20 protein-coding genes are annotated in these 25,747 nt (G+C 64.9%); 6 read left to right on the forward strand and 14 right to left on the reverse strand.

Annotated elements, in window-relative coordinates; translation table 11 throughout:
- The first annotated feature begins 124 nt into the window (after positions 1-124).
- From V5E97_RS25255 to V5E97_RS25265, 3 genes are read left to right on the forward strand one after another with little or no spacing between them, the layout of a single operon-like run.
- Positions 125-847 carry a DUF2334 domain-containing protein gene (locus tag V5E97_RS25255; protein ID WP_406694356.1) on the forward strand — a complete coding sequence of 241 codons (723 nt, stop codon included), beginning with the start codon at positions 125-127 and terminating at the stop codon, positions 845-847.
- The gene (locus V5E97_RS25260) at positions 844-1,515 is read left to right on the forward strand and encodes a class I SAM-dependent methyltransferase (protein ID WP_406694357.1); all 672 of its coding nucleotides are present in this window, start codon (positions 844-846) and stop codon (positions 1,513-1,515) included. The genes V5E97_RS25255 and V5E97_RS25260 overlap by 4 nt, the downstream gene beginning before the upstream one ends.
- Complete coding sequence (locus V5E97_RS25265; protein ID WP_406694358.1) at positions 1,512-3,176, forward strand: glycosyltransferase; 1,665 nt, start codon at positions 1,512-1,514, stop codon at positions 3,174-3,176. Before V5E97_RS25260 ends, V5E97_RS25265 begins: the two co-directional genes overlap by 4 nt.
- A 261-nt stretch (positions 3,177-3,437) precedes the next feature.
- Here V5E97_RS25265 and V5E97_RS25270 read toward each other — a convergent pair whose 3' ends face one another.
- From V5E97_RS25270 to V5E97_RS25305, 8 genes are all read right to left on the reverse strand, one after another.
- Positions 3,438-5,933, reverse strand: a complete 2,496-nt coding sequence (locus tag V5E97_RS25270; RefSeq protein ID WP_406694359.1) for an ankyrin repeat domain-containing protein — start codon at positions 5,931-5,933, stop codon at positions 3,438-3,440.
- A gap of 392 nt (positions 5,934-6,325) precedes the next feature.
- Positions 6,326-7,252, reverse strand: a complete 927-nt coding sequence (locus tag V5E97_RS25275; RefSeq protein WP_406694360.1) for an alpha/beta fold hydrolase — start codon at positions 7,250-7,252, stop codon at positions 6,326-6,328.
- Positions 7,253-7,374: 122 nt separating this feature from the next.
- Positions 7,375-7,530 carry a hypothetical protein gene (locus V5E97_RS25280; RefSeq protein WP_406701213.1) on the reverse strand — a complete coding sequence of 52 codons (156 nt, stop codon included), beginning with the start codon at positions 7,528-7,530 and terminating at the stop codon, positions 7,375-7,377.
- A 161-nt stretch (positions 7,531-7,691) separates the two neighbouring features.
- On the reverse strand, positions 7,692-8,603 hold the full coding sequence (locus V5E97_RS25285) for a helix-turn-helix domain-containing protein (RefSeq protein ID WP_406694361.1): 912 nt from the start codon (positions 8,601-8,603) through the stop codon (positions 7,692-7,694).
- Positions 8,604-8,848: 245 nt separating this feature from the next.
- A complete protein-coding gene (locus V5E97_RS25290) occupies positions 8,849-9,796 on the reverse strand; it encodes an NADP-dependent oxidoreductase (RefSeq protein ID WP_406694362.1) in 948 nt (315 codons plus the stop codon).
- 560 nt (positions 9,797-10,356) lie between these two features.
- Entirely contained in the window at positions 10,357-10,995 is a 639-nt protein-coding gene (locus tag V5E97_RS25295; RefSeq protein WP_406694363.1) for an HD domain-containing protein, read from the reverse strand.
- Between the two features lie 98 nt (positions 10,996-11,093).
- Positions 11,094-11,732 carry an HD domain-containing protein gene (locus tag V5E97_RS25300; protein ID WP_406694364.1) on the reverse strand — a complete coding sequence of 213 codons (639 nt, stop codon included), beginning with the start codon at positions 11,730-11,732 and terminating at the stop codon, positions 11,094-11,096.
- A 238-nt stretch (positions 11,733-11,970) separates the two neighbouring features.
- Entirely contained in the window at positions 11,971-13,089 is a 1,119-nt protein-coding gene (locus V5E97_RS25305) for a GlxA family transcriptional regulator (protein WP_406694365.1), read from the reverse strand.
- Between the two features lie 482 nt (positions 13,090-13,571).
- Here V5E97_RS25305 and V5E97_RS25310 point away from each other — a divergent pair, with 482 nt between their 5' ends.
- A complete protein-coding gene (locus V5E97_RS25310; RefSeq protein ID WP_406694366.1) occupies positions 13,572-13,982 on the forward strand; it encodes a hypothetical protein in 411 nt (136 codons plus the stop codon).
- 1,422 nt (positions 13,983-15,404) lie between these two features.
- Positions 15,405-19,925: a N,N-dimethylformamidase beta subunit family domain-containing protein gene (locus tag V5E97_RS25315; RefSeq protein WP_406694367.1), complete on the forward strand. Its 4,521-nt coding sequence runs from the start codon at positions 15,405-15,407 to the stop codon at positions 19,923-19,925.
- A gap of 151 nt (positions 19,926-20,076) precedes the next feature.
- Here V5E97_RS25315 and V5E97_RS25320 read toward each other — a convergent pair whose 3' ends face one another.
- From V5E97_RS25320 to V5E97_RS25335, 4 genes are all read right to left on the reverse strand, one after another.
- Positions 20,077-20,229, reverse strand: a complete 153-nt coding sequence (locus tag V5E97_RS25320) for an H-X9-DG-CTERM domain-containing protein (RefSeq protein ID WP_406694368.1) — start codon at positions 20,227-20,229, stop codon at positions 20,077-20,079.
- 650 nt (positions 20,230-20,879) lie between these two features.
- Entirely contained in the window at positions 20,880-21,137 is a 258-nt protein-coding gene (locus tag V5E97_RS25325; protein ID WP_406694369.1) for a hypothetical protein, read from the reverse strand.
- Between the two features lie 60 nt (positions 21,138-21,197).
- A complete protein-coding gene (locus tag V5E97_RS25330) occupies positions 21,198-21,422 on the reverse strand; it encodes a hypothetical protein (RefSeq protein ID WP_406694370.1) in 225 nt (74 codons plus the stop codon).
- The gene (locus V5E97_RS25335; protein ID WP_406694371.1) at positions 21,409-21,633 is read right to left on the reverse strand and encodes a hypothetical protein; all 225 of its coding nucleotides are present in this window, start codon (positions 21,631-21,633) and stop codon (positions 21,409-21,411) included. Before V5E97_RS25335 ends, V5E97_RS25330 begins: the two co-directional genes overlap by 14 nt.
- A 510-nt stretch (positions 21,634-22,143) precedes the next feature.
- Here V5E97_RS25335 and V5E97_RS25340 point away from each other — a divergent pair.
- Complete coding sequence (locus tag V5E97_RS25340; protein ID WP_406694372.1) at positions 22,144-22,989, forward strand: DUF1963 domain-containing protein; 846 nt, start codon at positions 22,144-22,146, stop codon at positions 22,987-22,989.
- A 457-nt stretch (positions 22,990-23,446) separates the two neighbouring features.
- Here V5E97_RS25340 and V5E97_RS25345 read toward each other — a convergent pair whose 3' ends face one another.
- Both V5E97_RS25345 and V5E97_RS25350 read right to left on the reverse strand, forming a co-directional pair.
- Complete coding sequence (locus tag V5E97_RS25345; protein WP_406694373.1) at positions 23,447-24,478, reverse strand: HEAT repeat domain-containing protein; 1,032 nt, start codon at positions 24,476-24,478, stop codon at positions 23,447-23,449.
- 106 nt (positions 24,479-24,584) lie between these two features.
- Positions 24,585-25,454, reverse strand: a complete 870-nt coding sequence (locus V5E97_RS25350; RefSeq protein ID WP_406694374.1) for a YkgJ family cysteine cluster protein — start codon at positions 25,452-25,454, stop codon at positions 24,585-24,587.
- Between the last annotated feature and the right edge of the window lie 293 nt (positions 25,455-25,747).

The following is a 25,747-nucleotide window of genomic DNA, read 5'->3' on the forward strand; positions in this document are numbered from 1 at the left end:
GCAATGCGGCTGGCGGTTCGCGTGGGGTCGCGGCTTGAATCGGGACAATCCGGCCGTTATGCTTTGCGATACAAAGTGACTCTGGGGGCCGTTCAGGGGACGTGAACCGAAAGGCTCAGAGGCGATGACGACACCGGGTGTGAGCGATATCGGTCGACGCTTCGCCGTGGTCGTCCACGACGTGGCGCCGGCCTTTCTGCCGCAGCTCGCGAGGATCGCCAAGGCCCTCGCGCCGCGGGTCGGGCGGATGCTGGCGGGCGCGGTGGTGCCCTGCTGGCATGGGCGGCCGATCGAGGGGCCGGGGGGCGGCTTCGGACGGTTCGTGGCGGAGGCGTTCGGGGAGGTCTTGCAGCACGGATACACCCACCGGCAGGACCGGCCGGGCGTGCTCTCGCTGTTCACGGGTCGTTCGGACGAACTGGTCGGGCTGGCTCGCGAGGAGGTCCGGCGCCGGCTCGGACTGGGCCGGGAGCTGTTGCAGCAGGTCCTGGGGGTCACGCCCGCTGGATTCGTGCCTCCGGCCTGGCAGGTCGGGCGGGCGACGGCAGACGATCTGGGGGAGTGCGGGTTCCGCTACCTCGCGACGTTCGGCGCGATCCAGGCGGCGAACGGGCTGACGATCCCGCTGGCGACCTGGTCGTGGGACTGGGGCGTCGTGGGCCCGCTCGCGCGGGTCGGGCAGCGGTTCGGCGACGTCTCTTGGCGGCTCCGGCAGGCGACCCTGCCCTGCGTCGTGGTGCATCCGGCCGACGTGGACCGGGGCTACCTGCCGCGCGTGCTGGAGGTGATCGACCGGCTGCTGGAGCGGGGCCGGACGCCCGGCCTGCTCTCGGAGTTCCTCCCGTGATCGGGCCGCTGCGGGCGGCCTTCCACCGCCGACTCCGCCGGCGGGCCGGGCACCTGGCCGCGCGGATCGCCCCGCACCTGTCGACGGGGGCGACGGTGCTCGACATCGGCTCGGGGACCGGCCACAACGCGGAGGCCCTGAGGACCCGGGGGGCGCGCACGTGCGCCGAGGCGGACGTGGTGGATTTCCACGTCGTCGGGGGCGGGCCCGTCCTATTCGACGGCACCCGGCTGCCGTTTGCCGATCGCGTCTTCGACGCGTGCCTCCTCGCCTTCGTGCTGAGCTATACCGACGACCCGGCGGCCCTGCTCCGCGAGGCGGGGCGGGTCGCCTCGCGCCGCGTCCTTGTCTTGCAGTCGAGCCCTCGGGGGCGGTCCGGGCGGATCGCGCTGCGGTTGCGGAGCTGGATCCAGGGGCGGGTCGCATTCCGGCTCTGCGCGACCCTCCGCCTGATCCCGCCCGCGCCAACGCCGCTCCACCCACGACGCCTGCTGTCGCGCGAGCGGGTCGGCGACCTTGCCGACGAGGCGGGGTTGAAGCTGGCACGGGTCGTCCCCGAGCCCGGTTTGCTAGGCCTGGTCAGCCGCGACCTGTTCGTCCTGGAAGGCCCGCTCCAGGGGCCCGGCCTCGCGTCCTCCACACCGCCAGCGGAGACGCAACGCCCATGAAGCGGCCCCTGCCCCGGATCTCGGTGGTCATCCCCGCGAGGAACGAGGCGGCGCTGATTGCTTCGACCGTGGGGTCGGTCCTCCGGGCGCGCGACCGCTACCGCGAGGCAGGCCGCGACGGGGAGGCGGTGGAGGTCATCGTGGTCGACAACGCGAGCGACGACGGCACGGCCGACGCCCTGGTCCAGCATACCGCCGAAGGTGGCGTGGTGGTGGCCACCTGCTCGCCCCGCGGCGCGGCCAGGGCGCGGAACCTCGGGGCGCGGCTGGCGAGCGGCCGGGTGCTGATCTTCCTCGACGCCGACACCTGGCTGCCGCCCTGGGCCCTCGTCCGGATCGCAGAGCTGGTCGAAGAGCAAGGATACGAGGCGGGGATCACTCGCCTCGGCGCGCTCGACGGCGGCCGGCGGGCCCGATGCTGGTGGGCCTTCTGGAACGCCGTGCGGCGGCTCCCCCTGCCCCGGGCCAAGGCAATGCCGGCCTGCATGTTCTGCACCCGAGAAGCCTTCGAGGAGTTCGGGCCGTTCGACGAGCGCGTCGACATCGGCGAGGAGTGGCCAATCCTGGCTGGGCTCTACCGCGCCCGGCCCCGCCGATTCGTCTACGATCAAACCATCAGGGCACTCAGCTCGGGACGTCGCATGGAGCTCCAGCACTTCGGATACACGCGGACCTTCGCCCGGTACGTCTGGGCGGTTCTGAGCTTCCGGGGCCGACTCGATTATCCCGACCATATCCGGCAGGCGCCGCGGGACTCGCTCCCCCGGCAAATGAAGGAGGGAGCGAGCCGAACCGTGCTGAGGACGACCGCCAACGGCGCACGGTCCTGGCCGGGCTTCGGACGGTGGCCGGCGTCGCTCGGCCCCTGGCTGGGCAAGCTCCGGATGCACGCGATCGAACCGCGCCAGACTTCGGGCCGGCCGCCGACGATCGCGAAACGTCGACGTTGGTTCGGACCGCTGCTGATCGGGCCCGGCAACCTGTACCTGCGCCTGCTGGGGTCGGGAGTGCGGGTCCTGCCCGGGGCGGAGTGGCGGGCCAGGGAGCGTGCGTTGCATCGCGCGCTCCACGGGATCGAACTGGAGACCGGCCCCTGGGGCTGGCTGATCCTTCCCCGATGGCCGGGGGTGGTGCTCGCCGATCACGCGCGGAGCCGGCTCGACCCAGCGCCGGCCCGCTTGCGGGGCCTGGGCGCCGCGGGCCGGGCATTGCGGGACCTGCATCGGGTCGAGATGCCGCGTGCCGATGGAGGGAGCGAACGCCTGAGTCACGGCGACGCGACGCTCCGCAACGTCCTGTTCGATCCCGGAACCGGCGAGGCTCGCTGGTTCGACTTCGACACGGCCCACGACCCGGACCTTGCTCCGGCCTGGCGCCACGGCGACGACCTGCGGGCCCTGGTTTACTCGGCCGTCGAGTCGTTCGCCGATGTGCCCGTCGCGGAGTTGCTCCTCACCGTCCGTGATGCCTATACCGACCCGGGCCCCTGGGAGCAGCTCCGCGACCGACTGTCCCGGGGGGCACTACATCGATCGCCTCTGCACTTCGCCCAGGCGTGTCCGCCCGATGGGCGGAGGCGCGAGCTGGAATCGCTCTTGCTGGGATATGATTGGCCGTGTGAATCGCTTATGAAAGATGCTGATGATCAATCGACCGGATAACAGGCCGTCGAATCTTGACCCCATCAGACTGTCGTAGCCCACACACGAAGGCTGGACGCAAGGGCGCATCGCCCCCAGCATGACCGTGACACCATAGAGTTGGCGGCCCGGAAATACGAGCTGGACCCCGGCGGAATTCCCAAGTCCATGCACGAGCCGCCGGGTTGGAGAAATGACAGAACTTTCCTCCGAAAGGGCTACGCGCAAAGGGAGGGATGATTCGCGTAGACAACCCTGGGGGAACCACTGGAGGGCGGCGGGTCATCGCATTTTCCCGCCCTTTGGTGAGGCGAGCAACACGCCTTTCGGCCACTCGGCGTTCTGGTCGATCCAGGCGCGGAGCCGAGCGACTTCGTCCGTCCGCAACGCCGGGAATCGCGTCCGCTCTGCCTTGGGCGGCATCTCCTCATCGGGCACGTTGCCGGACACATAATCGATCAAGGGACTCTCCTCGCTGCGCCCGGGGACGATGGCCGCCTCCCCGGAGGCCCCTCCTTTCAAGATCGCCTCCCGGCCATCGACGCGGAACTGGCCACGCGGCTTTTCACCGCTGTGACTGCCGACACATGAGCGTTCCAGGAGCGGCTTGATCTGTTGCGCGAAATCGATCTTCCGCTCACCCTGCGGCGTGCGAACCGTGGTCGGCTGTTGCGTGACGGCGAGTTGGCCCGGGGCGGCCCCGACCGGCGCGGCGTACGTCAGGGCAAGGACCGCCCAGCTCGTCGCCGCCGCCGAGATCCATGAGTCACGGTGGTACGGGAAGCCGCTCTTCATCGTCGGCTGGAAGGGAAAGGCCCGCCGGGCCACGTGCCAGGTCCCGTCCTCCTCCTGCGTCTCCAGCAGGAACCGCAGCCCGCGCCGCCACGCCGGGTCGGCCATCGGATCCTTCAGGAATTGTGCGAGGGCGTAGAGAGCCTCGCCCGTCGCGTAGGCGTCGCTCTCGAGCGTCGAAAATTGGGCCCAGCCGCCATCCTTTCGTTGTTGATGCAGGAGCGATTCGATCAGGGCGGTCATCGTCTTGGCCGGCTCGCCCGCCCAGTGCAGGCCGAGCAGTTGGAAGCTCGCTTCCTCAATCCTCTGCGGTTTAGCCATCCAGAGCCACCGCCGCGCGTGCTCGATGCTGGCCGCGAACTCCTCCTTGCGGCCCTCCCAGCCGTAAGAATTCAGCCCATGGATCGCCAACGCCGTGGCCGTGACGTCGCTCGACTCGATCGGAGGTCGCGGGATGCTGGTGATCCAGCGGCCGTCCGACGCCTGAATCGTGACCAGGTGATGAGCGACGCCGTCAGTCAAGGCGCTCGGCGGGACCCGCTCGGCGGCCAAACCAAGCAACTCGTAGCCAAAACCGTGTGCGGCGTCCGGATGAAAGATAGTCTGGGCGATCAACTCGCGATTGTCGTACCGACTTTTATTAGTGACGACCGCGTTGATCAGTTCCCTGGCGGCCTCCTGGTCGATGTGGATGGATCGGTTGCGGGCGTGCCCCACGGCGACCATCGGCAAGTACTGCTGGTGACACGAGATGCAGTCTTGCTTGCTGACGTGCCTGAGAAACGCCGCTCGCGAGCTGGCCGCGGTCGCTTGCAACGCCATCAACGCCTTCTCGGCAGCGGCGATCACCGTCGCGTCGTCGAGTTTCTCAGGGAGCGAGCGATGCGGCGTAACCACGTTCTCCGACCGCGGTGGCTCCTGGGCGCCGGCGGCCGCGAGCGCCTCGACGATCGCCGAGTGGCCACGTCTCTCGGCGATCAACCGTGGGGTCTGCGGCACCATTCTGAACGCCTCCACGGGTTCGCCCCCCGCGGCGTTCGGATCGGCCCCGCTGGTCAGGAGCAGCTTGACCAGGTCGGGGCGGAGCCTCTCGCTCCCCGCCGCCCAGTGCAAGGGGGTGAAGTCCGCAAATGCGTCCCGGGCGTCGACCTTCGCGCCGCGGTCGATCAGGATTTTGGCCGCCTCGAGGCTGTCGTTCCAGCACGCTTGCGATAATGGGCTGCCGTAAGACGTCTCCTGATTCGGATCGGCCCCGCGGTCGAGCAGGAGGCGAACCATCGGCAGATTGTTATAATAGGCGGCCCACATCAGCGGTGTCCGATAACCGGCTGCGCGCGTCGCGGTCCTCGAATGATTGGTCTCCGGGAAATCGCCGGCCTTCGCACCGGCGTCCAGCAGCAATCGCACCGTCTCCAGGTCGCCGCTCGCCGCTCCTGCCATGATCGGGCTGATCCCGGCCTCGTTGCGCTCCGCGGCACTGGCCCCGCGCTCGAGCAGCAACCGGACCGTCCGCGAATTGCCGGCACGGCGGACGGCCAGGAGCAGCGGCGTGTTGCCGAGGTCGGCCGTCCGCACCCCGACCTTCGCGCCGGCGTCGACAAGCAAGCGGACCTTCTCGTAGTTCGTCGCGGCCCGGATCAGCGCTGTGACGCCGGACCGGTTCGCCGCGTTCGGATCGGCTCCCCTCTCCAGCAGGAGCGTGACGCATCGCGGACTCGCATAGAACGAGGCGAGAATCAGCGGCGTGTTGCCCTCCGCGTCGCGGGTATCCACGTCCGCGCCGGCCTCGATCAGCTTGCCGACGGCGGTTGCGTCCGCGTCCCGGATCGCCGCGAACAGCTCGGGCGCGATCGGCCTGGCTCCGGGAGCGTCACCGGCGCAAACCGTTCGAGGCGAAAACAGGAGGAGTAAGGAGAGACCCGCGAACAGAAGGACTGCGGTCCCCAGGTCCGGCACACGTTTTCCGCAACTTTTCCGACCAAGCATCGAATCGCTCCAATTTTCCAGGATTGGGAAACGACCGGCTTGAGCTGCCGTGTCTTCGCCCGCGGTGGAAAGTCGCCGGCCGTCGGGCACAAGGCCTTTTCCCGACTCGCGGGGATCCCGATCCCGATGCGAGCCGACATTCTTCGGAAACATATTAATTCTCCATAACGCAGAATCACGCCCAAGCATGACGACTCGGAGCCGGCCTCTCGCCGCGTCACCAGCTTTCCAGGCCCCGCCAACTGGCTGGGAGGCCGGGTGAAGGCGAGTACGGGATGCCCCGAATCACATCATCGCTTAAAAATGCTTGTTTGCGCACATAATTACAATCACAGATTTCCATGCATATGCGACTCCTCTGAGGTCCTCGCCCCATCCTCCCTACCCTGTTCCTAAGCCAGGGCAGCCAGGATCGCCGCAAGTTGTTCGGGTTGCGAGGCGAACGGCGAATGGCCGGCGTCGAGCGTCTTCACCTCGAAGCGATTCTCGGGGGTGAACGCGTCCGCCTCGCGGATCATGCGGTCCTGAAGGGCGATTGGGATAACGTTGTCTAACGTGCAACGGATGAACGTGCGGTGCACACGTCCCCAGCGGTCACGGGTGCCCCGCGCATCGGTGATCATCGGGAGCAGCGGATCATCGGAGGTCAGGGAATGCGCGAAGGGCGCGAATGCTTGCGCGGGAAGATCGTTGTAGAGGGTTTGCCGGATTTCCTCGATGAAGGCGGGATTGCATGAGCGCGAGTTGATACGAAAGGCACCGATCCGCTTCGGGTCGCCGAGCAAGAGGCCCTTGAATCGCGATCTGGCATTCTCCGGCAGAGTGGCGTATCCCAGAACGCTCGGCAGGCGAACCGGGCAATAGGCGGTCAGATAGACCAGGCGATGGATGAGTCCGGGGATGGCCTCGGCCGCTCGGGTGATGGCGAGGCCGCCCAAGCTGTGGCCGACCACAGTCAACGGGCCGCATTGGGCCAGGCCCCGGGCGGCCGTCACGACGGCGGCGACGTAGTCATTGAGGGATACGTCCTTCAGTGGTGAGGGCTCGGTTGCCAGAGCGGCCAGATCCTGGCGGAGATAGGCCTCCGGGAACTTCGCCTTCAGCCCGTGCCCAGGCAGGTCGGTGGCGAGGACACGGCTGCCCTTGCCGGCGAGGATCGCGGAGACCGCATCCCAATGAATGGCCGAGTGCCAGGACCCGTGGACCAGGAGGAACGTCCCCTGATCCTTGCCCCGCTGGGGGGATGCCCCGCTTGTCGCGGCTGCGAATGTTCCGCCCCACGCCAGGAGCGAGGCGACCTGAAATCTACGGCGACTCATAACATGTACTCGTCGACCATGCGTCGCCCCGCAATTGCTAAACATTCGCCGTTCTACTGACGCGAAATCATTGCCAGATGTCGTATCCATCTCCGTACTCCTTCTCCCGGGCAGGGCCCGATTCATAATGATCGATGCACAACCTCACTCGCTTCTGCCAGAATCCCGCCGGCTCGCTCTACGGCCGCCGCGACGCCGGCAATCTCACCGCTCGAAGCGGCCTGGGCGGCGAGCCACTCGCTGAGGTACCGCTCGTGCGTGCCGGTCCGCCAAGCCAGCTCGTGCGAGGTGACCGGGCCGACCTCGGCGAGGGTCTCCTACCGGGCGGGCCTTCTCTCTGTCAATTGGCGTTGTGAAAGGCGATCCCGATGGGGAATGATAAGGCTGGGGTCGTCCGGAGAATTGAAGGAATCTGCGGGCGTGCTTCGTCTCATGTGAGTCAACGGAACCGGCCGGGGGTGACGCCCACGAGCCGCTTGAAGTGACGGGCGAGGTGGGCCTCGTCCGCGAAGCCAACACGGGCGGCGAGCGCCGCCAAGCTGAGGCCGCCACGCCGTTGCAGCAATCCCTTCGCTCGTTCGACGCGGCGAGCGATGACGAACTGGTGCGGCGGCAGCCCGGTCGCCGCCTTGAACTGGCGGGCGAAGTGAGCGGGGCTGAGGTGAGCGAAGGCGGCCATCTGCTCCAGGCTCGGACCGGTTTCGAGATGGCCTTCAATGTACTCGACGACGGCCCGGAGCTTCGCCGGCGGGAACTCACCGTCCCTCCTGCGCTGGCGGCGGCGCGACTCCGAGACGTACCGGACCAGCTGGACGGCCAGGTCGTTGGCCAGCGACTCGGCGGCCTGCCGCCCCCCGGCAGCGCCGGACATCAGCTCGGCATCGACGGCCCGCATCGCGGCGCCGAGTGAAGGAATGGCCCGGAAGTCGAGCGGCGGCAAGTCCCACCGCGCGGGGTCGAGGTCGAACGACGCGGCGACCCGCGCCACCAGCCCGGGATCCAGGAAGACGTTGAGCGAATCCCGCAGCCCGATCATGCGGCACCGGTACGAGCGGCCTGCCGGCACGACCGCGACCGAGCCGGCGGGAGGCGGTTGGTGCCGGCTCACCCCCGCGTACCACATCTCCAACTCGTCCGGGGTGTGGTGGAACATGACGAGCGCATGGTGGGTCATGGCGGGCCGGACGAGCTCGAAGGCGGACGCTCTCCGATACCTGACCGCTTCCAGGGCGACCCACCCGAGCCGCTCGCTCTCGGCTGACGGTTCGAACGGAATTTGCTTGCGAAAAACATGCGGCCTGAGCGGTTCGCCGGCCGCTGGTTGCTCCTGGCGCATCACCAGCGTCTCCACATAGGATCCTCCACGCGACTCTTCGACTCCTGATGGTCATGCGTAAATGGCGGGAAGAAGCCTCCATCGTTCCGCTCGGGAGTGGGCATGTTCTCGCACCTTGCATCAGACGGAACTGGAGAGACGTCCCACCCCGTCGGAGCAGACGGCAAACGCAAGGAATATCCGATTCATGGCTGACTCTCACAAATGGGTGGAATGAGCGTATTCCCAAGGCAGAGCGATTGTACGGCCGGCCGAATCCCTCAGGGGGTCGCCTCGGAATCGTCGACTCGGAGGACGATCTTCCCCCGGACGTGACCGGCCTGCCCCCGCTCGAACGCTTCACGCGCCCGGGCCAGCGGCAGGACCGCGTTCAGCACAGGCCGGATCTGGCCGGCGTCGATCAGCTCCCCAATCTCGACGAGTTGCGCCCGGCTCGGCTCCACAATGAAGAAGATCCCGCGGGTCCCGGCGTCTCGGGCTGGCCTGGGAGGTGGTGGGGCCGCGACGGAGACGAGTGTCCCGCCGCGCCGGAGGACGTTCCAGGAGCGTTCCAATGTGTCCCCGCCGATCGTATCCAGCACGACGTCCACGTCGCGGAGCACCTCTTCGAACCGGGCCGTCCGGTAGTCGATCACCGTCTCGACACCCAGCTCGCGTAAGAACTCGTGGTGGCGGGCCGAGGCTGTCGCGCTGACGTGGGCTCCCCGCCAGCGGGCGAGTTGGACGGCGAACACGCCGACGCCCCCGGCGGCGCCGTGGATCAAGACCCGCTGCCCCGCCGAGAGACCGGCGTGGGTGAAGAGCGCCTGCCAGGCGGTGAGTGCCGAGATGGGGACCGCAGCCGCGTGGACGTGGTCGAGGGTCCGTGGCTTGGGTGCCAGGTCCCCGGCCCGTACGACGGCGTACTCCGCGGCGCTCCCATCGCGCGGGAATGCGATCAGCCCATAAACGGCGTCCCCGAGGGAAACATCCGAAACATCGGGGCCGAGCGCCTCCACCACGCCGGAGACGTCGTGGCCCGGAATGGTCGGGAGACGTTCATGCCCGTCGGGAGTCTGATAGGTCTCCGACCAGGTCAGTTCCGTGGGCGTGACGCCAGCGGCGTACACGCGGAGGAGTGCTTCGCCTGCCGCCGGTTCGGGGAGCGGTGCGTCCTCATAGACCAGCCGTTCCGGACCACCGCGGGCATGTAACCGTATTGCTCTCATAACAACTCCTTTCTGGGCCGCTCGGTCGCGTTGATGGGTCTGGAAGTCGTCGAGGTCTCCACCCTCAATGAGCGAGAACTAGGTTCTTCCCCACCGCAACAGGGGGAAAGGAATCGGAGTCATCTCCTTTCCTTCCCGCCTGGAGGGCGGGGAGTTTGCGCGGCGGCGTCGATGATCGTGTTCCACAGCACGTTCGCGTCTCGCTCGGGACCGACTTCTCACGCCGACAACATCAACAAGTACGAACTAGATCGGTTTGCGGATGCGTTGCGCACGGTGGTTGGTCTCAAGACTCAGGAGCACGTGTGGAAACGGGGACTGGCTCCGGAGCGCAGCGGAGGTGCCTGTCCCCCTTTCCGCCGAGGCCGCCCGTGACGGCCCGGAAAACGGGGACAGGCACCCGGCCGCCAGGTCGTCCGGAAAAGCCGAGCATCGAGCGGGCCGGGAGCCAGTCCCCGTTTTCCTCCACCGTGCGCAATGCGATCGTTAACCGCTCTAGCCCCCTACCCCGAGGTCCGCGGGGTGGTCGGTCTCGCTGGGGCGATGAGGGGTCGAACCGCTCACCTTCCCAGCGGATTGGCGGCGATCAGGTCGCACAGATTCAGCCGGCGATATCCGGGTTGGGTCTTCTCCAGGATATCCGTATTCATGGTCCCAAACGTCGTCTCCGGCCTGTAAGCGAATCCATCCGCGAACGCCTGGACGATCCCCTTTTTGAAGTCGACGCGCGGGTACGCGGTGAGGACGCTCGCCCTGTCTTCCGCGGAGATCTCGTCGAGCCCGTCACCGAGCACATCGGCTTCAACGCCGCCGGTGACCAGCGCGATCTCCGGCCGCTTGTGCCAGGGGATCTCCGGAGTCGTGTGCAGGGCGATCGCGTCCCACACCAGACCGGCCGACTCCTCGTCGACCCCGTTGGCCCGCAAGAATTCGTGGGCCGCGTTGGCGCTGTCGACCTCGAACCGATGGTCCAGGCTCCGGTAATTCGGGGTGAGCCCGAAGTCGTGGAACACGGCCCCGACGTAGAGCAGCTCGTGATCGACCTGCAGCCCTCGTTGGCGGCCCCGGAGCGCCCCAAAGAGGAAGACCCTGAGCGAGTGGGCGAACAACAAGGGCGTGCCGTGCTCCCGGAGCAGGTCGGTCGCCTCGCGGGCGAGCTTGCTGTCAGGGATCCGAATGCCTGCGATGATTTCCGACATGAACAACCTCCATTTCAGTAATCCTGGATGGCTTCGAAGCAAATCCACGTCCGTCGCTCGGTATCGCCAGACGGGGTCGTCATACCCACCGGCATTGATCATCCTCCCAGCGGGTTGGCGGCAATCAGGTCGCAGAAGTTCGGACGGCGGTAGCCGGGCAGCGTCCGCTCCAGCACGTCGGCATTGATCGTCCCGAATGCGGTCGCGGGCTTGGAGGCGCAGCCTTCGCTGAACGCCCGGATGATCCCCTGCTCGAAGTCGACACGCGGGTACGCGGCGAGGACGGCATCCCGGTCGCCGGTCGGGATCTCGTCGAGCCCGACGCCGACGACATCCGCCGCGGCCCCACCGTTGAGGAGCGCGATCTCCGGCCGCTTGTGCCACGGGATCTCCCGCGTCGTGTGCAACGCGACCGCGTCCCACACCAGTTCGGCCGTCGGTTCGTCGATGCCGTTGGCCCGCAGGAAGTCTCGGGCCGCATTCGCCCCATCGACCTCGAACCGATGGTTCGGGCTGCGGTACTTCGCGGTCAGGCCCAGGTCGTGGAACACGGACCCGATATAGAGCAGCTCGTGATCGACCGCCCAGCCCCGGTGGCGGCCCTGGATCGCCCCGAACAGGTAAACCCTCAGAGAGTGGGCGAGCAGCAACGGGCTGCTATGCTCGCGCAGCAGGTCGGTCGCTTCACGGGCCAGCTTGCTGTCGGGGATTCGGATCCCCGCGATGACTTCAGCCATGATTCGACTCCAAAAAAGAGAGGATCAACACAATGTGATTCGAAACATTCAGGGCGGTTTGATGCATGAGGACGCGGGTCGACATACACCAACTCCTACCGGAAACGTGCCGGGTATCACTCGCGGAACGACGAGGTGGCGATGAGGTCGCAGAGCCGTTCGAGCAGCCGCTTGAGTTGGGTGACCCGTTCGCGAGACTCCATCCGGCGATCCATCGTGATTACCCCCGTAGGGTCACTCAACCGACACCAGGCGCGGACGACGATCGCCCCGCACCCGCGGCGAATTCTGCGCCTTCCGTCTCCGGCAACACGTAACTCGAGGCCGATCGGACCGGCTCCGAGAGGAACCGGCCGCGGTACTCGCTGGGCGCGACCCGCAGGACGCGCAGGAACGACCGTCGCATCGAGTCGGCCCCACCGAATCCGCATTCACGGGCGATCTGGTCCAGTCCGGTCTCCGACTCCTCCAGGAGCCGACGGGCAGCCTCGACTCGCACCCGCTCGACGAACCGCGCCGGGGTCTGGCCCACCTCGACGCGGAAGACCCGCGCGAAGTTCCTCGAGCTCATGTGGACCCGGGCCGCGAGGGCTCCGACCGAGAGATCGCTGGACGGGTGCCCGGCGATCCACGACTGCAACTCGCGGAGCGGCCGGCGCTCGGCCGCCTGGAGGTCCAGGGCCGCGCTGAATTGCGACTGCCCGCCCGGCCGGCGCACGAACATGACGAGGTGGCGGGCAATCCGCATCGCGGCGTCGTGGCCGTGGTCCTCCTCCACCAGGGCCAGGGCCAGGTCCATGCCGGCGGTGACGCCGGCCGAGGTGTAGACGTTACCGTCGCGGACGAAGATCGGGTCGTCCTCGACGGCCACGGCCGGGTAGTCGCGGGACAGGCGCGGGCACCACTGCCAGTGGGTGGTCGCCCTCCGGCCGTCGAGCAGCCCGGCCGCTGCCAGGACGAACGCGCCGGTGCAGACCGACCCGATCCGCCGGACGCGAGGTGCCATGCGGCGCAGCCAGCGCAGGAGTTGCTCATCCTGCGCCACCCGCCAGGCCCCGTCCCCGCCCGCGACGAGGAGCGTATCGATCTGCCCTCGGACCGACAGATAATCGCGCTCGGCGACCAGAACGACCCGGCACGACGTCTCCACGAGCGAGCCGCCCCCAGTCGAGACGACCTCGACGCGATACCCGGGCGTGGTCTCTTCCTCCGACCTCCCCGGTGCCCGATCGAACGCGTCGAACACGGCGCACGGGCCGGCCACGTCGAGCAGGTCGACACCGGGGTAGGCCAGCACAACGACCCTCGGGCCGCCCCGGCCCCTCCCTCCCGTCCGTCGTTCGCTCGTCACGCCCATGGGCTTCCTCCACCTGCGGTTCGCGGGGCCTCCATGAGAGGCCGGTCCTCGCCGAAGGACCAGGGCGAGACCTCGATCACGGCCCACATCAGCATCCTATTCCTCGCTCGTCTTGGCTCAAAGGACAGTTATCCGACAAATCCTGCCATATCGCCCCGCCCCGATCATGCGATCGGCGTTCAAGAGAACCCCGGCGATATCCAGTCTAAGCGCCTGGCCGTCGATCGCGCCGGTGGGATAGCCACCGTGGCAAGACTGGATTTAGCGAACGTTTATTCTTATTACGCGTTTTTTTATGAGACTGTCGCCACGTTACCGAGGGCTCTTCGTCAGCCCCAAGACAGGGAGCTTACGCTCCTCGCTCGCCTTGGAAAGGCGAGCGAAGACCAACAACCAAAGGACGACTCCGATCGTGGCTCCCTAGATTTCGCTCGCCTGGAAGGCGAGCGGGGAGCGTAAGCTCCCTGTCTTTGAGCCTTTGCATGGGCTGGCTCGTTTCACAACGTGGCAACGGCACCGGGTTGACGGACCAGGGCGGAAAACCCGGTAACGTAGCGACATTGTGTCTTTTGGATCATCGATTTTCTGAGGAAGTGGGGAAAGAAGAAACCGAATTCGGTTTTATTTTGGCGAATCACAAATATTTTTTTGAAATCTGCAGACTTATTAATTCGGCATCAAATTACGTCATGGCGATTTATGAGATCTTCGGTTGTATTTTCTTCGGAGCGTGCAATATCGTTGTGTCCAGAGAGAACTTCGGAAAGCAATCACTTCTGAGGTTCGAGACCATCGAAGTACGCTGGCTCTGTGACGCGATGATTGGCGTCTCGAAAATGAACGAGCGACGGGCTCGCAATGAATCTCTCCCCGTAGGCGAGTTCGAGCCTTGAAAAGAGGCGCTTTTTCCAACTTATCGGGACATAAGCTTTTACCATCACTCTCAATGCGTGTAGGAGGTACACGCGTCAGTCTAGATCAGATACTCGGGGGATGAGTCCAGCCCGCAACTTGTCGGTGGATCCGCACCGCCGTTGAACTGGGCCGTGGTTCCGAAGTCGCGTTGAATCCGATCCAATCCTGAGGGTGCCTTGGCAACCCATCGGCTCAAGGTACGCGCCGCTCGCTTCAAAACGTCCGGACCAACAACCTACGGCGGAAGATAGACAGCCGGGTTGGCGGATCCGAGTCCCCCGAGCGTGAGCCGGAGTGACGACTCAGGGGTCGATAAGGCGGACTCACGAGTCGGATTGGGCCGGGTCTCGTGAGCGCCCGAAACCGGAGTGACATCATGGTCACAATTCTCGATATTTTTTGCTCAATCGTTTTCCCTTTACCCTGCGCCCATTAAAGCAAAACGTGGCCATCCGAATGGGTGAGGGGCCCGGTCCACGCGACCCCCCATATTTTCCTCGGCTTGGACGCGATGCGAACGGATACCGCCTGCCTTATCGAGACTTTCGCGACCCCCCACATTCATGCCACGTTGGCCGCGAATCCAGGCCACCGTCGCGATCCACACCTGGATTCCTGCTTGCTCGGTCAGACCATGATGGCGACGCCCGAAGTGCGGATGACGCAAGGATTCAGCCGAGAAATCCCTCCTCGCCAACAACGGTTCCATAAAAAGCAACGTGTAGACTGATTCCCTCACCACATTGCCGTGACCATGAGTGGAGAGCGTCCCGGACCTGGGCCAAGACTTTACCGAACGCCATCGCGGCCGGCCGCCCTCTCGGAGCGGTGAGCCAGAGGCTTGGTGCGAAGTGAGATCTCGGAACTGTTTGTAAGCATTGGGGTGGGGGACGGGCCCCTCGGATCGCGAGCCGCCCTCGGTCGTTGGACCTCGCATCGCACTGGCACGCTTCCTCCGTCCCTGGTTCCTGCCACACCTTCACCGGGGGAACGAAGTGAATCGGAAGGTTATCTGCCTCGTGAGCATATCTACACGAATGGAATCGGCAGTCCCCGCACGTTTCGCTCGCGGGCGAAACGCTTTACACGGGGGAAGGTCTTCCACAAGCCGCTCGGCAAGACCTGCCTTCCTCACCCGGTCGTTCACGCGGCGCGACTCGGATCCTGCATCGGCCTAGCGCTTCGCATGTCGATGAAGACAGCTTCTCGTGCGGGCCAGACCGCTCGGCGAGCTGTCTTCAATCGTCGTCCGAAGAGGCATGGCGGTGCCGCAGTGCGGGGCCTCGTTGATCTGGGGCCTGGTCCGCCCTTGATCGAACCGACCCAGTCGTCGTCCTCACGACCAACCGGGCGGTCTCACAGGCGACTTCTCTGAATCTTCCACATGGAGCATCCCAACGATGAGTAAGCCGTATCGCCGTCGTCGGCCCGCAGGGGGAACGCAACGATTCCAGGCACGCCCTCAATATGAAGCGCTCGAAGAGAGGGTCCTCTTCGCGGTCAATCCGATCGTGACCGAGAACCAGTTGCCCGGTAATCCGCCCAGCGAGTGGGATATCGTCGGATCGGGCGATCCGACGCTCCAGGGATTCGCCACCGACATAAGCGTCGATCAGGGCCAGACTGTCTCGTTCAAAATCAACAATACGTCAAGAGCGATATACCATATTGATATTTACCGTATGGGCTATTACGGCGGATTGGGAGCCCGGAAGGTGGCGACGATTGCACCGGCCCAGGCCCTCCGCATCGTTCAACCGGCCCCGCTAACGGACCCCACTACGGCGCTTGTCGATGCCGGCAACTGGGCAGTCGCCGCCTCCTGGGCGGTCCCTTCCAGCGCGACATCGGGGATCTACTTCGCCAGGCTAACTCGCGAGGACACGGGCGGGGCAAGCTTCATTGTCTTCGTCGTCCGGGACGACGACAGCAACTCCGACCTCTTGTTCCAGACCTCCGACACGACGTGGCAGGCCTACAACGACTGGGGCGGGACGAGCTTCTACACCGGTCCTCTCGGGACGAATCCCGGCCGAGCCTTCAAGATCAGTTACAACCGGCCGTTCATGACTCGGACGAGCACCTACAACGGGCGCGACTTCGTCTTTGGCGCAGAGTATCCCATGGTGCGTTGGCTGGAAGCCAACGGGTACAACGTCAGCTATTTCACCGGCGTGGACGCGGACCGGTACGGCGCCGAGATTCTCGAGCACCAGGGCTATCTCTCGGTCGGTCACGACGAGTATTGGTCCGGTGCCCAGCGAGCCAACGTCGAGGCGGCGCGTGCTGCCGGCGTTCATCTCGCGTTCTTCAGCGGCAATGAGATCTACTGGAAAACGCGATGGGAGTCCAGTATCGATTCCTCCCACACCCCCTATCGAACCCTGGTCTGTTACAAGGAGACCAACGAGGCCGCCAAGATCGATCCGTTGCCGAACGTCTGGACCGGCACCTGGCGCGACCCGCGTTATCGCACTGTCGGGGACGGCGGACTGTCGGAGAACGCACTTTCGGGACAAATCTTCGTCGTCAACCGTGGACCTGGAGGAGACACGGGGACTTCCATGACAGTGACTCAAGCCGACGGACAGATGCGGTTATGGCGCAATACGTCCGTGGCTACGCTCGCATCGGGCCAGGTCGCAACCTTGGGAGACCAGGTCCTCGGCTACGAGTGGGATGAGGATCGCGACAACGAATTTCGGCCCGACGGCTTGATCCGCCTCTCATCGACAACGCAAGATGTGCCTCAATTGCTCGACGACAGCTACGTCAATTGCCCATTCGGTGGCACCGGGGCCAATCCCAGCGGGGCCTGCGCCTCGTGCGGTTGTGTCGTCAAGCCGGGGAGGGCGACTCATAGCTTGACGCTTTACCGTGCCAGCAGTGGGGCCCTCGTCTTCGGCGCCGGGACGGTCCAGTGGTCATGGGGGCTGGACGGGACCCATGACGGCGTTGATACCACGCCAGACCAGCGCATGCGCCAGGCGACCGTGAACCTATTCGCCGATATGGGCGTCCAGCCCGGGACGCTCCAGCCCGGATTGGTCCACGCCGCGATCTCAACCGACCTGATCGGCCCGACATCGATCGTCACCTCGCCTTCGTCCGGAGCAATCCTCCAGATCGGCGTTCCCATCACCATCACCGGGACCGCGTCGGACACGGGTGGGGGGCGAGTCGGCGGCGTCGAAGTCTCGGTGGACGGCGGCAATACGTGGCGTCGGGCCGAAGGCCGTGGCAACTGGAGCTTCACCTGGACCCCGGCAATCAGCGGCCTGGCCCTCATCCAGAGCCGTGCCACGGATGACAGCGCCAATATCGGGAATCCCTCCCCAAGCCGTTCCGTGAACATCTCGGCCGGGAACACCCTGGTCGCCGCCTTCGGCTTCGACGCGGGGAGCGGCTCGACCGCCGCCGACACCTCCGGCAGGGGAAACAATGGCACGATCAGCGGGGCCACCTGGGCGACCGGCCGATTCGGAGGCGCCCTGGCCTTCAACGGCACGAGCAACTGGGTCACGGTCAACGACGCGAGCACGCTCGACCTGTCGAACGCGATGACCCTCGAGGCGTGGATCCGGCCGACAGCCCTGAGCGGTTGGGAGTCCGTGCTCCTGAAAGAGAACGGGGCGGGGCTGGCCTATGGGCTCTACGCCAGCCAGGACGTCCCTCGCCCCGGCATCTTCGCACGGATCGGCGACATCGACCGGACGGCCCCGGGGACGGCGACGCTCCCGGCGAATACCTGGTCGCACCTGGCCGCCACCTACGACGGCGCCTCGCTACGGATCTACGTCAACGGGACTCTGGTCAACTTCTCCTCAGAGTCCGGCTCCATCGCTGTCTCTTCCGGAGCGTTGCGGATCGGCGGCAACTCGATCTGGGGCGAGTACTTCAGCGGCCTGATCGACGAGGTCCGGATCTACAGCCGGGCCCTGGCCCAGCCCGAGATCCAGTTGGATATGAATACGCCGATTGGCGGGGGTAGCGTGGACAACACCCCGCCCACCGTCGGCGCGACGACGCCGGCCAGTAACGCGCCCGGGGTCGCCGTCTCCACAAACGTCACCGCCCAGTTCAGCGAGGCGATCGATCCGACGACGGTCACCACCGCCTCGTTCGAGCTGCGCGGCCCCAACAACGCGCTGATGGCCGCCACGGTGGCCTACAACAGCGACACCAGGATCGTGACGCTCAACCCGACCACCGACCTGGCCATGGCGACGACCTACACGGCCCGCGTGAAGGGAGGCTCAACCGGAGTCAAGGACCTGGCCGGCAACCCCCTGGCCGCGGACTTCACCTGGTCCTTCACCACCGTGGCCGCCCCTCCCCCCCCTTCCCTCGCCGTCAATAACGTGTCCGTGACCGAGGGGGACTCCGGCACTATCAACGCCATCTTCAACGTGACCCTCTCCGCTCCCAGCACCCAGACCGTCACCGTCTCCTACGCCACCGCCAACGGAACCGCCACCGCAGGCGTAGGCGCCGATTATCTCGCCATCGCAACCACCCTCCTCACCTTCGCCCCCGGCGAGACCAGCAAGTCGGTCAGCGTCACGGTCCAGGGCGACACACTCGTCGAGGCGAATGAAACCTTCACCCTCAACCTCACCGCCCCGACCAATGCCACGATCGCCGACGCACAGGGACTGGGGACGATCGTCAATGACGACGTGGACACCACCGGCCTCGTCGCGGCCTACGGCTTCAATGAGGGGACCGGTACGACCGCCGCGGACATCTCCGGTCATGGCCTGAACGGCTCGCTCTCCAACGCGACATGGAGCACCTCCGGGCGCTTCGGCAATGCGCTCGCCTTCAACGGCACGAACGCCCTGGTGACCGTGGCCGACAACACCTTGCTCGACCTGACCAGCGGGCTGACCCTGGAAGCGTGGGTGAACCCCGTCGCCCTTAGCGGCTGGACCACCGCGATCCTCAAGGAGCGGCCCGGCGGGCTGGCCTATTCACTCTATGCTTCGGACGACACCTCGCGGCCGCCGGCGGGCTACATCAACAGGTCGGGGACGGACTTCAACGTGATGGGGACATCGGCCCTACCACTCAACACCTGGACACATATCGCGACTTCCTACGACGGTGCGGCGATGCGTCTCTACGTCAACGGGGTTCTGGTCCAGACCAGCTCCCTCACCGGGAACATCACCACCTCCAACAGCCCGTTGCGGATCGGCGGCAACTCGATCTGGGGCGAGTACTTCAACGGCCTGATCGACGAGGTCCGGATCTACAGCCGGGCCCTCGCCCAGTCCGAGATCCAGACCGATATGACCACCCCGGTCGGCGGCTCCGGCGCCCTCATGGCGACCATCGAACCGGCCGCGGCGCCAGCCGGGCCCTCCCCGTTGACCTCCGAGGCGATGGCTCCCCTCGTCGTGGAGGCCGCGGCGAGCTGGCAGGGATCGTTGCCCCCGGGGACCAACCTGGCCGCGCTGACGACGACCCCGATCCGGATCGCCGACCTGCCGGGGATGCAACTGGGTTGGACGGGCGACGGCATGATCTGGATCGACCGGGACGCCGCCGGGCACGGCTGGTTCCTCGACCCCACACCCGGCAACGACCGCGAGTTCACCAGGTCCGGCGACCAGGGCGAGCAAGGCCGGATCGACCTCCTGAGCGTCCTGGCGCACGAGATGGGGCATCTCCTGGGATTCGGCCATAAGGAGGCGGGGGTCATGGCCGAAGACCTGGGACCCGGCGTGCGGAGCCTGCCCGGGTCCGACCTGACCCATGACGGTTCCCCGGGCTCTTCCACTCATGACGACCTGATGCTCACCGGGGACGATCAGGCGCTCACGCAGCTCGCCACCGAGCTGATCCGGTCCCGCGGGAGGCGGGCCCGGCTCGTTTCCCACGAGGCTCGCCCACGCTCCGACTCCACCTCGTCCTGATCGGTGGCGGCTCGGAGTTCGACCACACAGGACCATGGTACAACCACCGCCTGAAAGGGAAGGCGGTGGTTGTTGACTGCGGCCGAGACTCGGGCGCCCTCGCGTGGCTCGGCCGGCCCCGCCAGGTTTCCAGGCCTGGTGGAGGGATCGATCAGAGCGCGTCGGCGCTGATGACCTCGCCCCCCTGGCTGGATCCGGCCGCACGCCAGGTGGCAAGGCTGATCGAGTTCTTGATGAACCTCACGGTGCCGTCGCCCATTCCGACGTTGACCCCGCCCGGGTGCCGGCTCCGCGAGCAGAACATGTTCGGGCACGCGCTCGTCGACTGAATACAGGGCGGGGTCTTCCCATTTTTGGATACTTGCAACAACTGATTAAATCGATGCAATCAGTCTACGTGCCTGACCGCCGATCACGTCCCTGGACTCTGAACAAACCGCCAGCACGCCCGGCCAGGACGGGGCCACTTCGCCCCCAGGCTGCCCGCCCTCGTTTCCACCATTTCCTACATGGCTGATCGCCACGCTCCTTTTGCTGCACCTCTTGCCGGACCTGGCACGGCAGCCAGAGACGATCGAGTCCTACGCCACTCGGGCCGCAGGTTCTCCGATCGCCCCTTGACCAGGCCCTCCTCCCCCGAGTCCGACTTCGGAAAGGAGGTTAGACGCTTCAAGAAGTGCCAGGAAAAATTTTGGAATATCCGCATGTTTTAACAACTGTGCGATCGCGCAAGTAAGGAATCAGCAAGAATCTGTCTGGCAGTTTCAGTGACTCAGACTCCCCCCCCCTCGAAATTCGCGATGGATCCGAAATGTTCATGAAGGATTTCACCGGCATTCTTCGCAGGGTGGATTGGGGGACAAGGAGCAGAGGCCCCCATGAACCTGCCTGAGGGGGCATAGGGAGATTCCCCGCTTGGCACTTACTCGAATCGGGGAAAATCATGAAATTGAATCAGACGAGAGACGGCTGTCTCTCCGGTACGCCACGGCAAAGGAGGCGGGCGTCCATCTCGGTGGAGACTCTTGAAGGACGGGCGATGATGTCCGGCATGTCGATGAGCATGTCGATGGGCATGTCGATGGGCATGTCGATGTCAACAGGCAATTCATCCATGATGATGTCGACGCCTGCGATGATGGCGCCTGCGATGACTTCCATGCCGATAAGCATTCCGATGGCCTCCTCGAGTTCATCCGGGATGTCCTCCATGTCTGATATGCCCTCCATGCCAGCCAGTTCCTCAAGCCCGGTCGGGACGACGGAGTCAACTCAGGGGACGGCTTCGATTTCGGGCTCGATGTCCGGGATGTCGCCCCCGATTGGAATCGTGCTTCCGAAGAGTCCGACGTTCCCGCCGACAGGCACCACTGCGGGGCCGTCGCCAATGCCTGTGATCGATCCGATGGTTCTGGCAGGGAATCCCACCACGGCGCATGCGGCCTCGGTCTCGGTTTCAGTTCCGGTCGTGAGTAGCGCGGCTCTACGCGTGGTCACGCAGGCCGCCCACCCCCTCCCGGTCACGCCAAGCGCCGCGCAGAGTCCCCACCAAGTTCGGGCTCTCGCCGGAGCGCACCATCCCCCAACCATCATCACGAATGTCGCCCATCCGCGGCCGGTCACAACCACCCCGTCGCGAAACTCGATCGCGGCCCATGACCACGTTCAAGCCCACCAGCCCATGAACCTCGTCACGAAGCCCGCCCATTCCAATAGTTCTCCGCGAAACCACTCTGAGCGGAGTTGAACGTCGCGCGGGTCAGCGCAGCGATGATGCCTGGCGGCTCATTCACCGTCGCCGAGGCACCCAAGGAGGTATCGAGGAACCTTGGCCGAGTCTGCCTGGGATCGCCCGCAACGGGATCTTCCCCCCCCCGCTCGGCTAGCTTTCGAGTGGCAAGTAAGCATGTCATCTGTCGGCAAAATTGAAGTAGGCTAACGGCAATACCGTCCAACGGGGTTGCCAAACAGAAATCACCCAATCAGCATACGAAGCTCATACGCTCAAAATCACCACACTTAATTTCGCATATCAATTATCAAAAGTTATCGACAACCGCCACATATTCCCTTTCTTCCATCGGCATCGCCAGTTTTTCACCCCCTTTCTGGCTCAAACAGGTACCGGCGGTCTCAATCCGAGATGACCCAGATCCCAATTTGCGGTAAGTTATCGGCGTCGCCCATGGCATCCACGTTAAGCGGGAGAGGAGGCAAGATGTCCGAGCCGCTCATTTACCATCGAGTCGAGTTCAAGCCAGCCGACCCTTCAGAGAGGCTCCGGGACTCGATCGGCGGCTACCCCTACCTGCCGAAGGGGATGGATTACCCCGCCTGCTCGTGCGGCAAGCGGATGAACCTCTATTTTCAGTTTGATCTACGGGAAGAGTTCGGGCTCCCGTTCGAGACCGGCAGCCACCTCGCCGTCTTCATGTGCGAGGCATGCAATGACCAGGCGGATATTCTATATGACTCTTTCTACCTAAACGAAGCGAAAGCCCAAACCCAAGATCAACTGCGAGCAAATTACTGGGATCTCAACGGCATCCAAGATGAAGACGGGTGGAACCGGTTCTACCGAATCATGCTCATCAGGCCAGGGGGCGAATCCGATTTTCTCGCCCCCGAGGAGTTCATCCAACCCTGCTCCTTGGAATTCACCAAGGAGGTTGAGACGGGTACGGAGGATCCAGATGAGGAACCATTCGACGAGGATGACGACGATGAGCCCGTCATGAAAGAAATTGCCGTGGAGGCGGAACCCGGACTCCCCGGCACGAGCACCAATCCTTGGGCCAGGCGTTGTTGCTCCAGGGAATTCAAGGTCGGGGGGCAGCCCACCTGGGGAGGCGATACCGATCCGCCCAACAAACTACTCTGTTCCTGCGGGGCACCGATGGGGTTCGTCTGCTTCGTCCCCGATGAACTCCTCTTCCCCAATGACAGGACGCTCGTCTACACATGGGAGGGAGTCGGTACGCTGTTCACCGGCTTGTGCGTCTACATCCTCGCCTGCCGGGCTCAATGCCATCCCTTCGCTGTCTACCCCGTGACGCAGCCCTGATGGGCCTGCCGTGACCCGATGACCATTAGACGCTGCACGATCGAGTAAGTGTGAGGACGGGAAAGGCAAGGGGGACATGGCGAATATCGACAACTGTCAATAATTACCATGCCCCCTTTTTCACCCAAGGTCGAACCAATTCGACCAGCGGGCCGCCCGGCATGCCCTGGCGAATTTCCTCCACCGCGAGAACGTCGACACCTACCCGACCCTGGTCGAGAACCTCAAAAAGAGCGGAGTTGCCCCGAGAATGTCCCGAAGGTGACGGGCGGGATCGATCGGGACATGCGACTGCGCGACGATCACGCGGCCATGAAGGCCATATACGAACGCCTGGCACGCTATTCGTGGTTGTCGGTCGAACCCGACCCGCCGGAGCCGGAGTCAGTGAATCGGGGTTACGGGCCTCGGCGAAGAGGGATTTCGATGTCGAGGAACGGCTCGGCAAGACACCAGCCTATTTTGACCCTCTCTCAGCGAGCAGGTCCGCCAGTCTCCAGGTCACCAGGACCTTGTCCGCTATGGCCTGGTTAATCGAAACCGCGTGATGGTAGGCCGCCAGCGCCCGCTCCGGGTCCGTCTCGGCGAAGGCCTTGGCACAGAGCAGCCAGCATTCGTCTGGAGCCACGGCTCGCTCGAACACCGCCAGGTCGAGCGTCAGAGCCCTGTCGATCCGCTCACGCCCCTTCTCAAGGAATCCCATGCCGGCAAACATCACCCCGTAACGCAGTTCGGCCAGGGCCTGGTCTTCGGCCACGCGCACACCAACCAGCTCGGCGCACTTCTGGCGGTCCTGCGGCAGCCCGTGGGCCCGGAACACCCAGGACAGGTTGCCGATGTTCCAGAACTCGTCGGCATCCACCATGCGGCCGAGGACGTAGCGTTGCAGGTCGGTCAGCTCCCTCACCGGCTCCTCTCTCTCGGGAAAAGCGGCCGCGATCAGCGTCCTGACCAGCGGCATGGTATCGAACAGCCGGGGCTGGTCGAGCCGATCGCAGAGCGCCGGGATGGCCTGATGCTGGACCTCGGGAGGCAAAAGGGAAATGGCAAAGGCCGCATCGCCCGAAGTCTTCCCTCCGGCACCGGGGATGTTCTCGTAGCCATCGATGGGTTGGAGGACGAAATCGAGAAAAGGACCGATCAGCGCCGCGTCCGGCTGAAGCTTCGCCAGTTCGCAGGCCGCCATACAGCGGGCGGCGGGGAAGTCATCCCCGGCCAGCATCCGCCGCAAGGGTCCGGCGGCACCCAGCTCGCCGAACGCAAAGGCGGAAGCGGCGCGGACCCAGCCCGACGGCTCGTTATGGCCATCGAGTAGCGATACCGATTCTGCCGCCATGGTGGGCAGGCAGGCCATGACCCAGACCACCCCGGTACGGACCGAGTCATCCGGGTCGTCGATCAGGGTTCGCAGGAGCGGATAGCCCTTCAGCGACTCGCGGTAACGGTCACCTACTTGCCAGGCGAGAGGGATTCTGTCCGGTCGCCCCACTGCGGGTGATCGACCCCGAGGACGACGACCATCGCCCAAAAAGAAAATACCCCGCTCGCGCCGCACCACAAAACAAAGATTCATAACTCAATTCTAAAAAAAACGCTTACACCAATCCCTTTCTCCTTTCGAGATCATTGACAGTCTCCCGGTACACCTCCTCGAACTCCTGGTCGAGCTCGTCCGACCACGGGCCGGGAAAAACACTCTCCCCGGTCGCGGTTTCGAAGGCCCCGGGACGGCTGCGCCAGGTCTCTGCCAGCGTCGAATCCTCCGACGCGATCTTGTAGGCTCTGACCAATTCGAGGAGGCGATACTCGATCGAGGACGACTTGCATCCGATGGCCAGTCCCTCGCGGATCGCTCCGAATACAAGCTCCCGGAGGCCATTGGCATGCCCTTCAACTCCGGTTCCCGGATGCTCGTAGTCTTCTCTGCAATCCTCGACGCTGTACGATGAGTATCCCCGGCATGCGATTGGCCTGACTTCATAGACCGTGCACTTGCCCGCCTCAAGGAAGGGACAATCCAACCTGACGCGATCCCTCTGGCTCATGTCCATGCCCGCGGTCGCCGAAATGTTGGCCTCGACGCGACGGGTGAGCGCCGCTTGCCGCTCTTCGTCGAACCGCTCGCGAACAAAAGTGGCGATGCCCAAGACCTCAGGAGCCGAAGCCGCGACCGGAACCATGCAGCAATAGGTACAGCCGCTCCGGCACGCGACTCGGTGCCCGTCATGACAAGCCGCGTGGACCTGCCTGATCGACCGGTCGGTGAGCTCATTGATACTTCGCGCCAATTCGATCGTACTGAGAGCCCCCGGCGGCCCTGACAGGATCTTCAGCGATTCCCCGGCCGCCGCAAACCGAGCTCGAATGACGACCGGCTCCTCGTTGAACCTCTTCGGTAACGCGGAAGGTCGAACACGCTTCGCCTTTCTTCCAGGAGGTTTGGGACGTCCGGACTTGCGTGGCATTGGGAGGGTTTCTCACGCGGTTAACGTTGGTTCGTCGCGGGGAAGCCCCATTCTACCCGAATCGATGCCGCGAATTACCTGGGATCCACGTCTGGAACACCAACTCGACCCGGAACGGCACCGCGACGGGGACGGACGATCCCACGGTCAAGTCCGACATGCTCAGTGTCGAGATCAAGTGGTAGAAAGGGCCCCCCCCTTTCTACCACTTCAACAACGTGGCGATGGGGTGTCGTCGTGTTGGATACGTGAAACTAGGGAGTGATGAGAACGGCTTCTGTGTTCTCACGCAA

This window comes from Singulisphaera photorubra, from assembly GCF_045290345.1.
Classification (GTDB): domain Bacteria; phylum Planctomycetota; class Planctomycetia; order Isosphaerales; family Isosphaeraceae; genus Singulisphaera.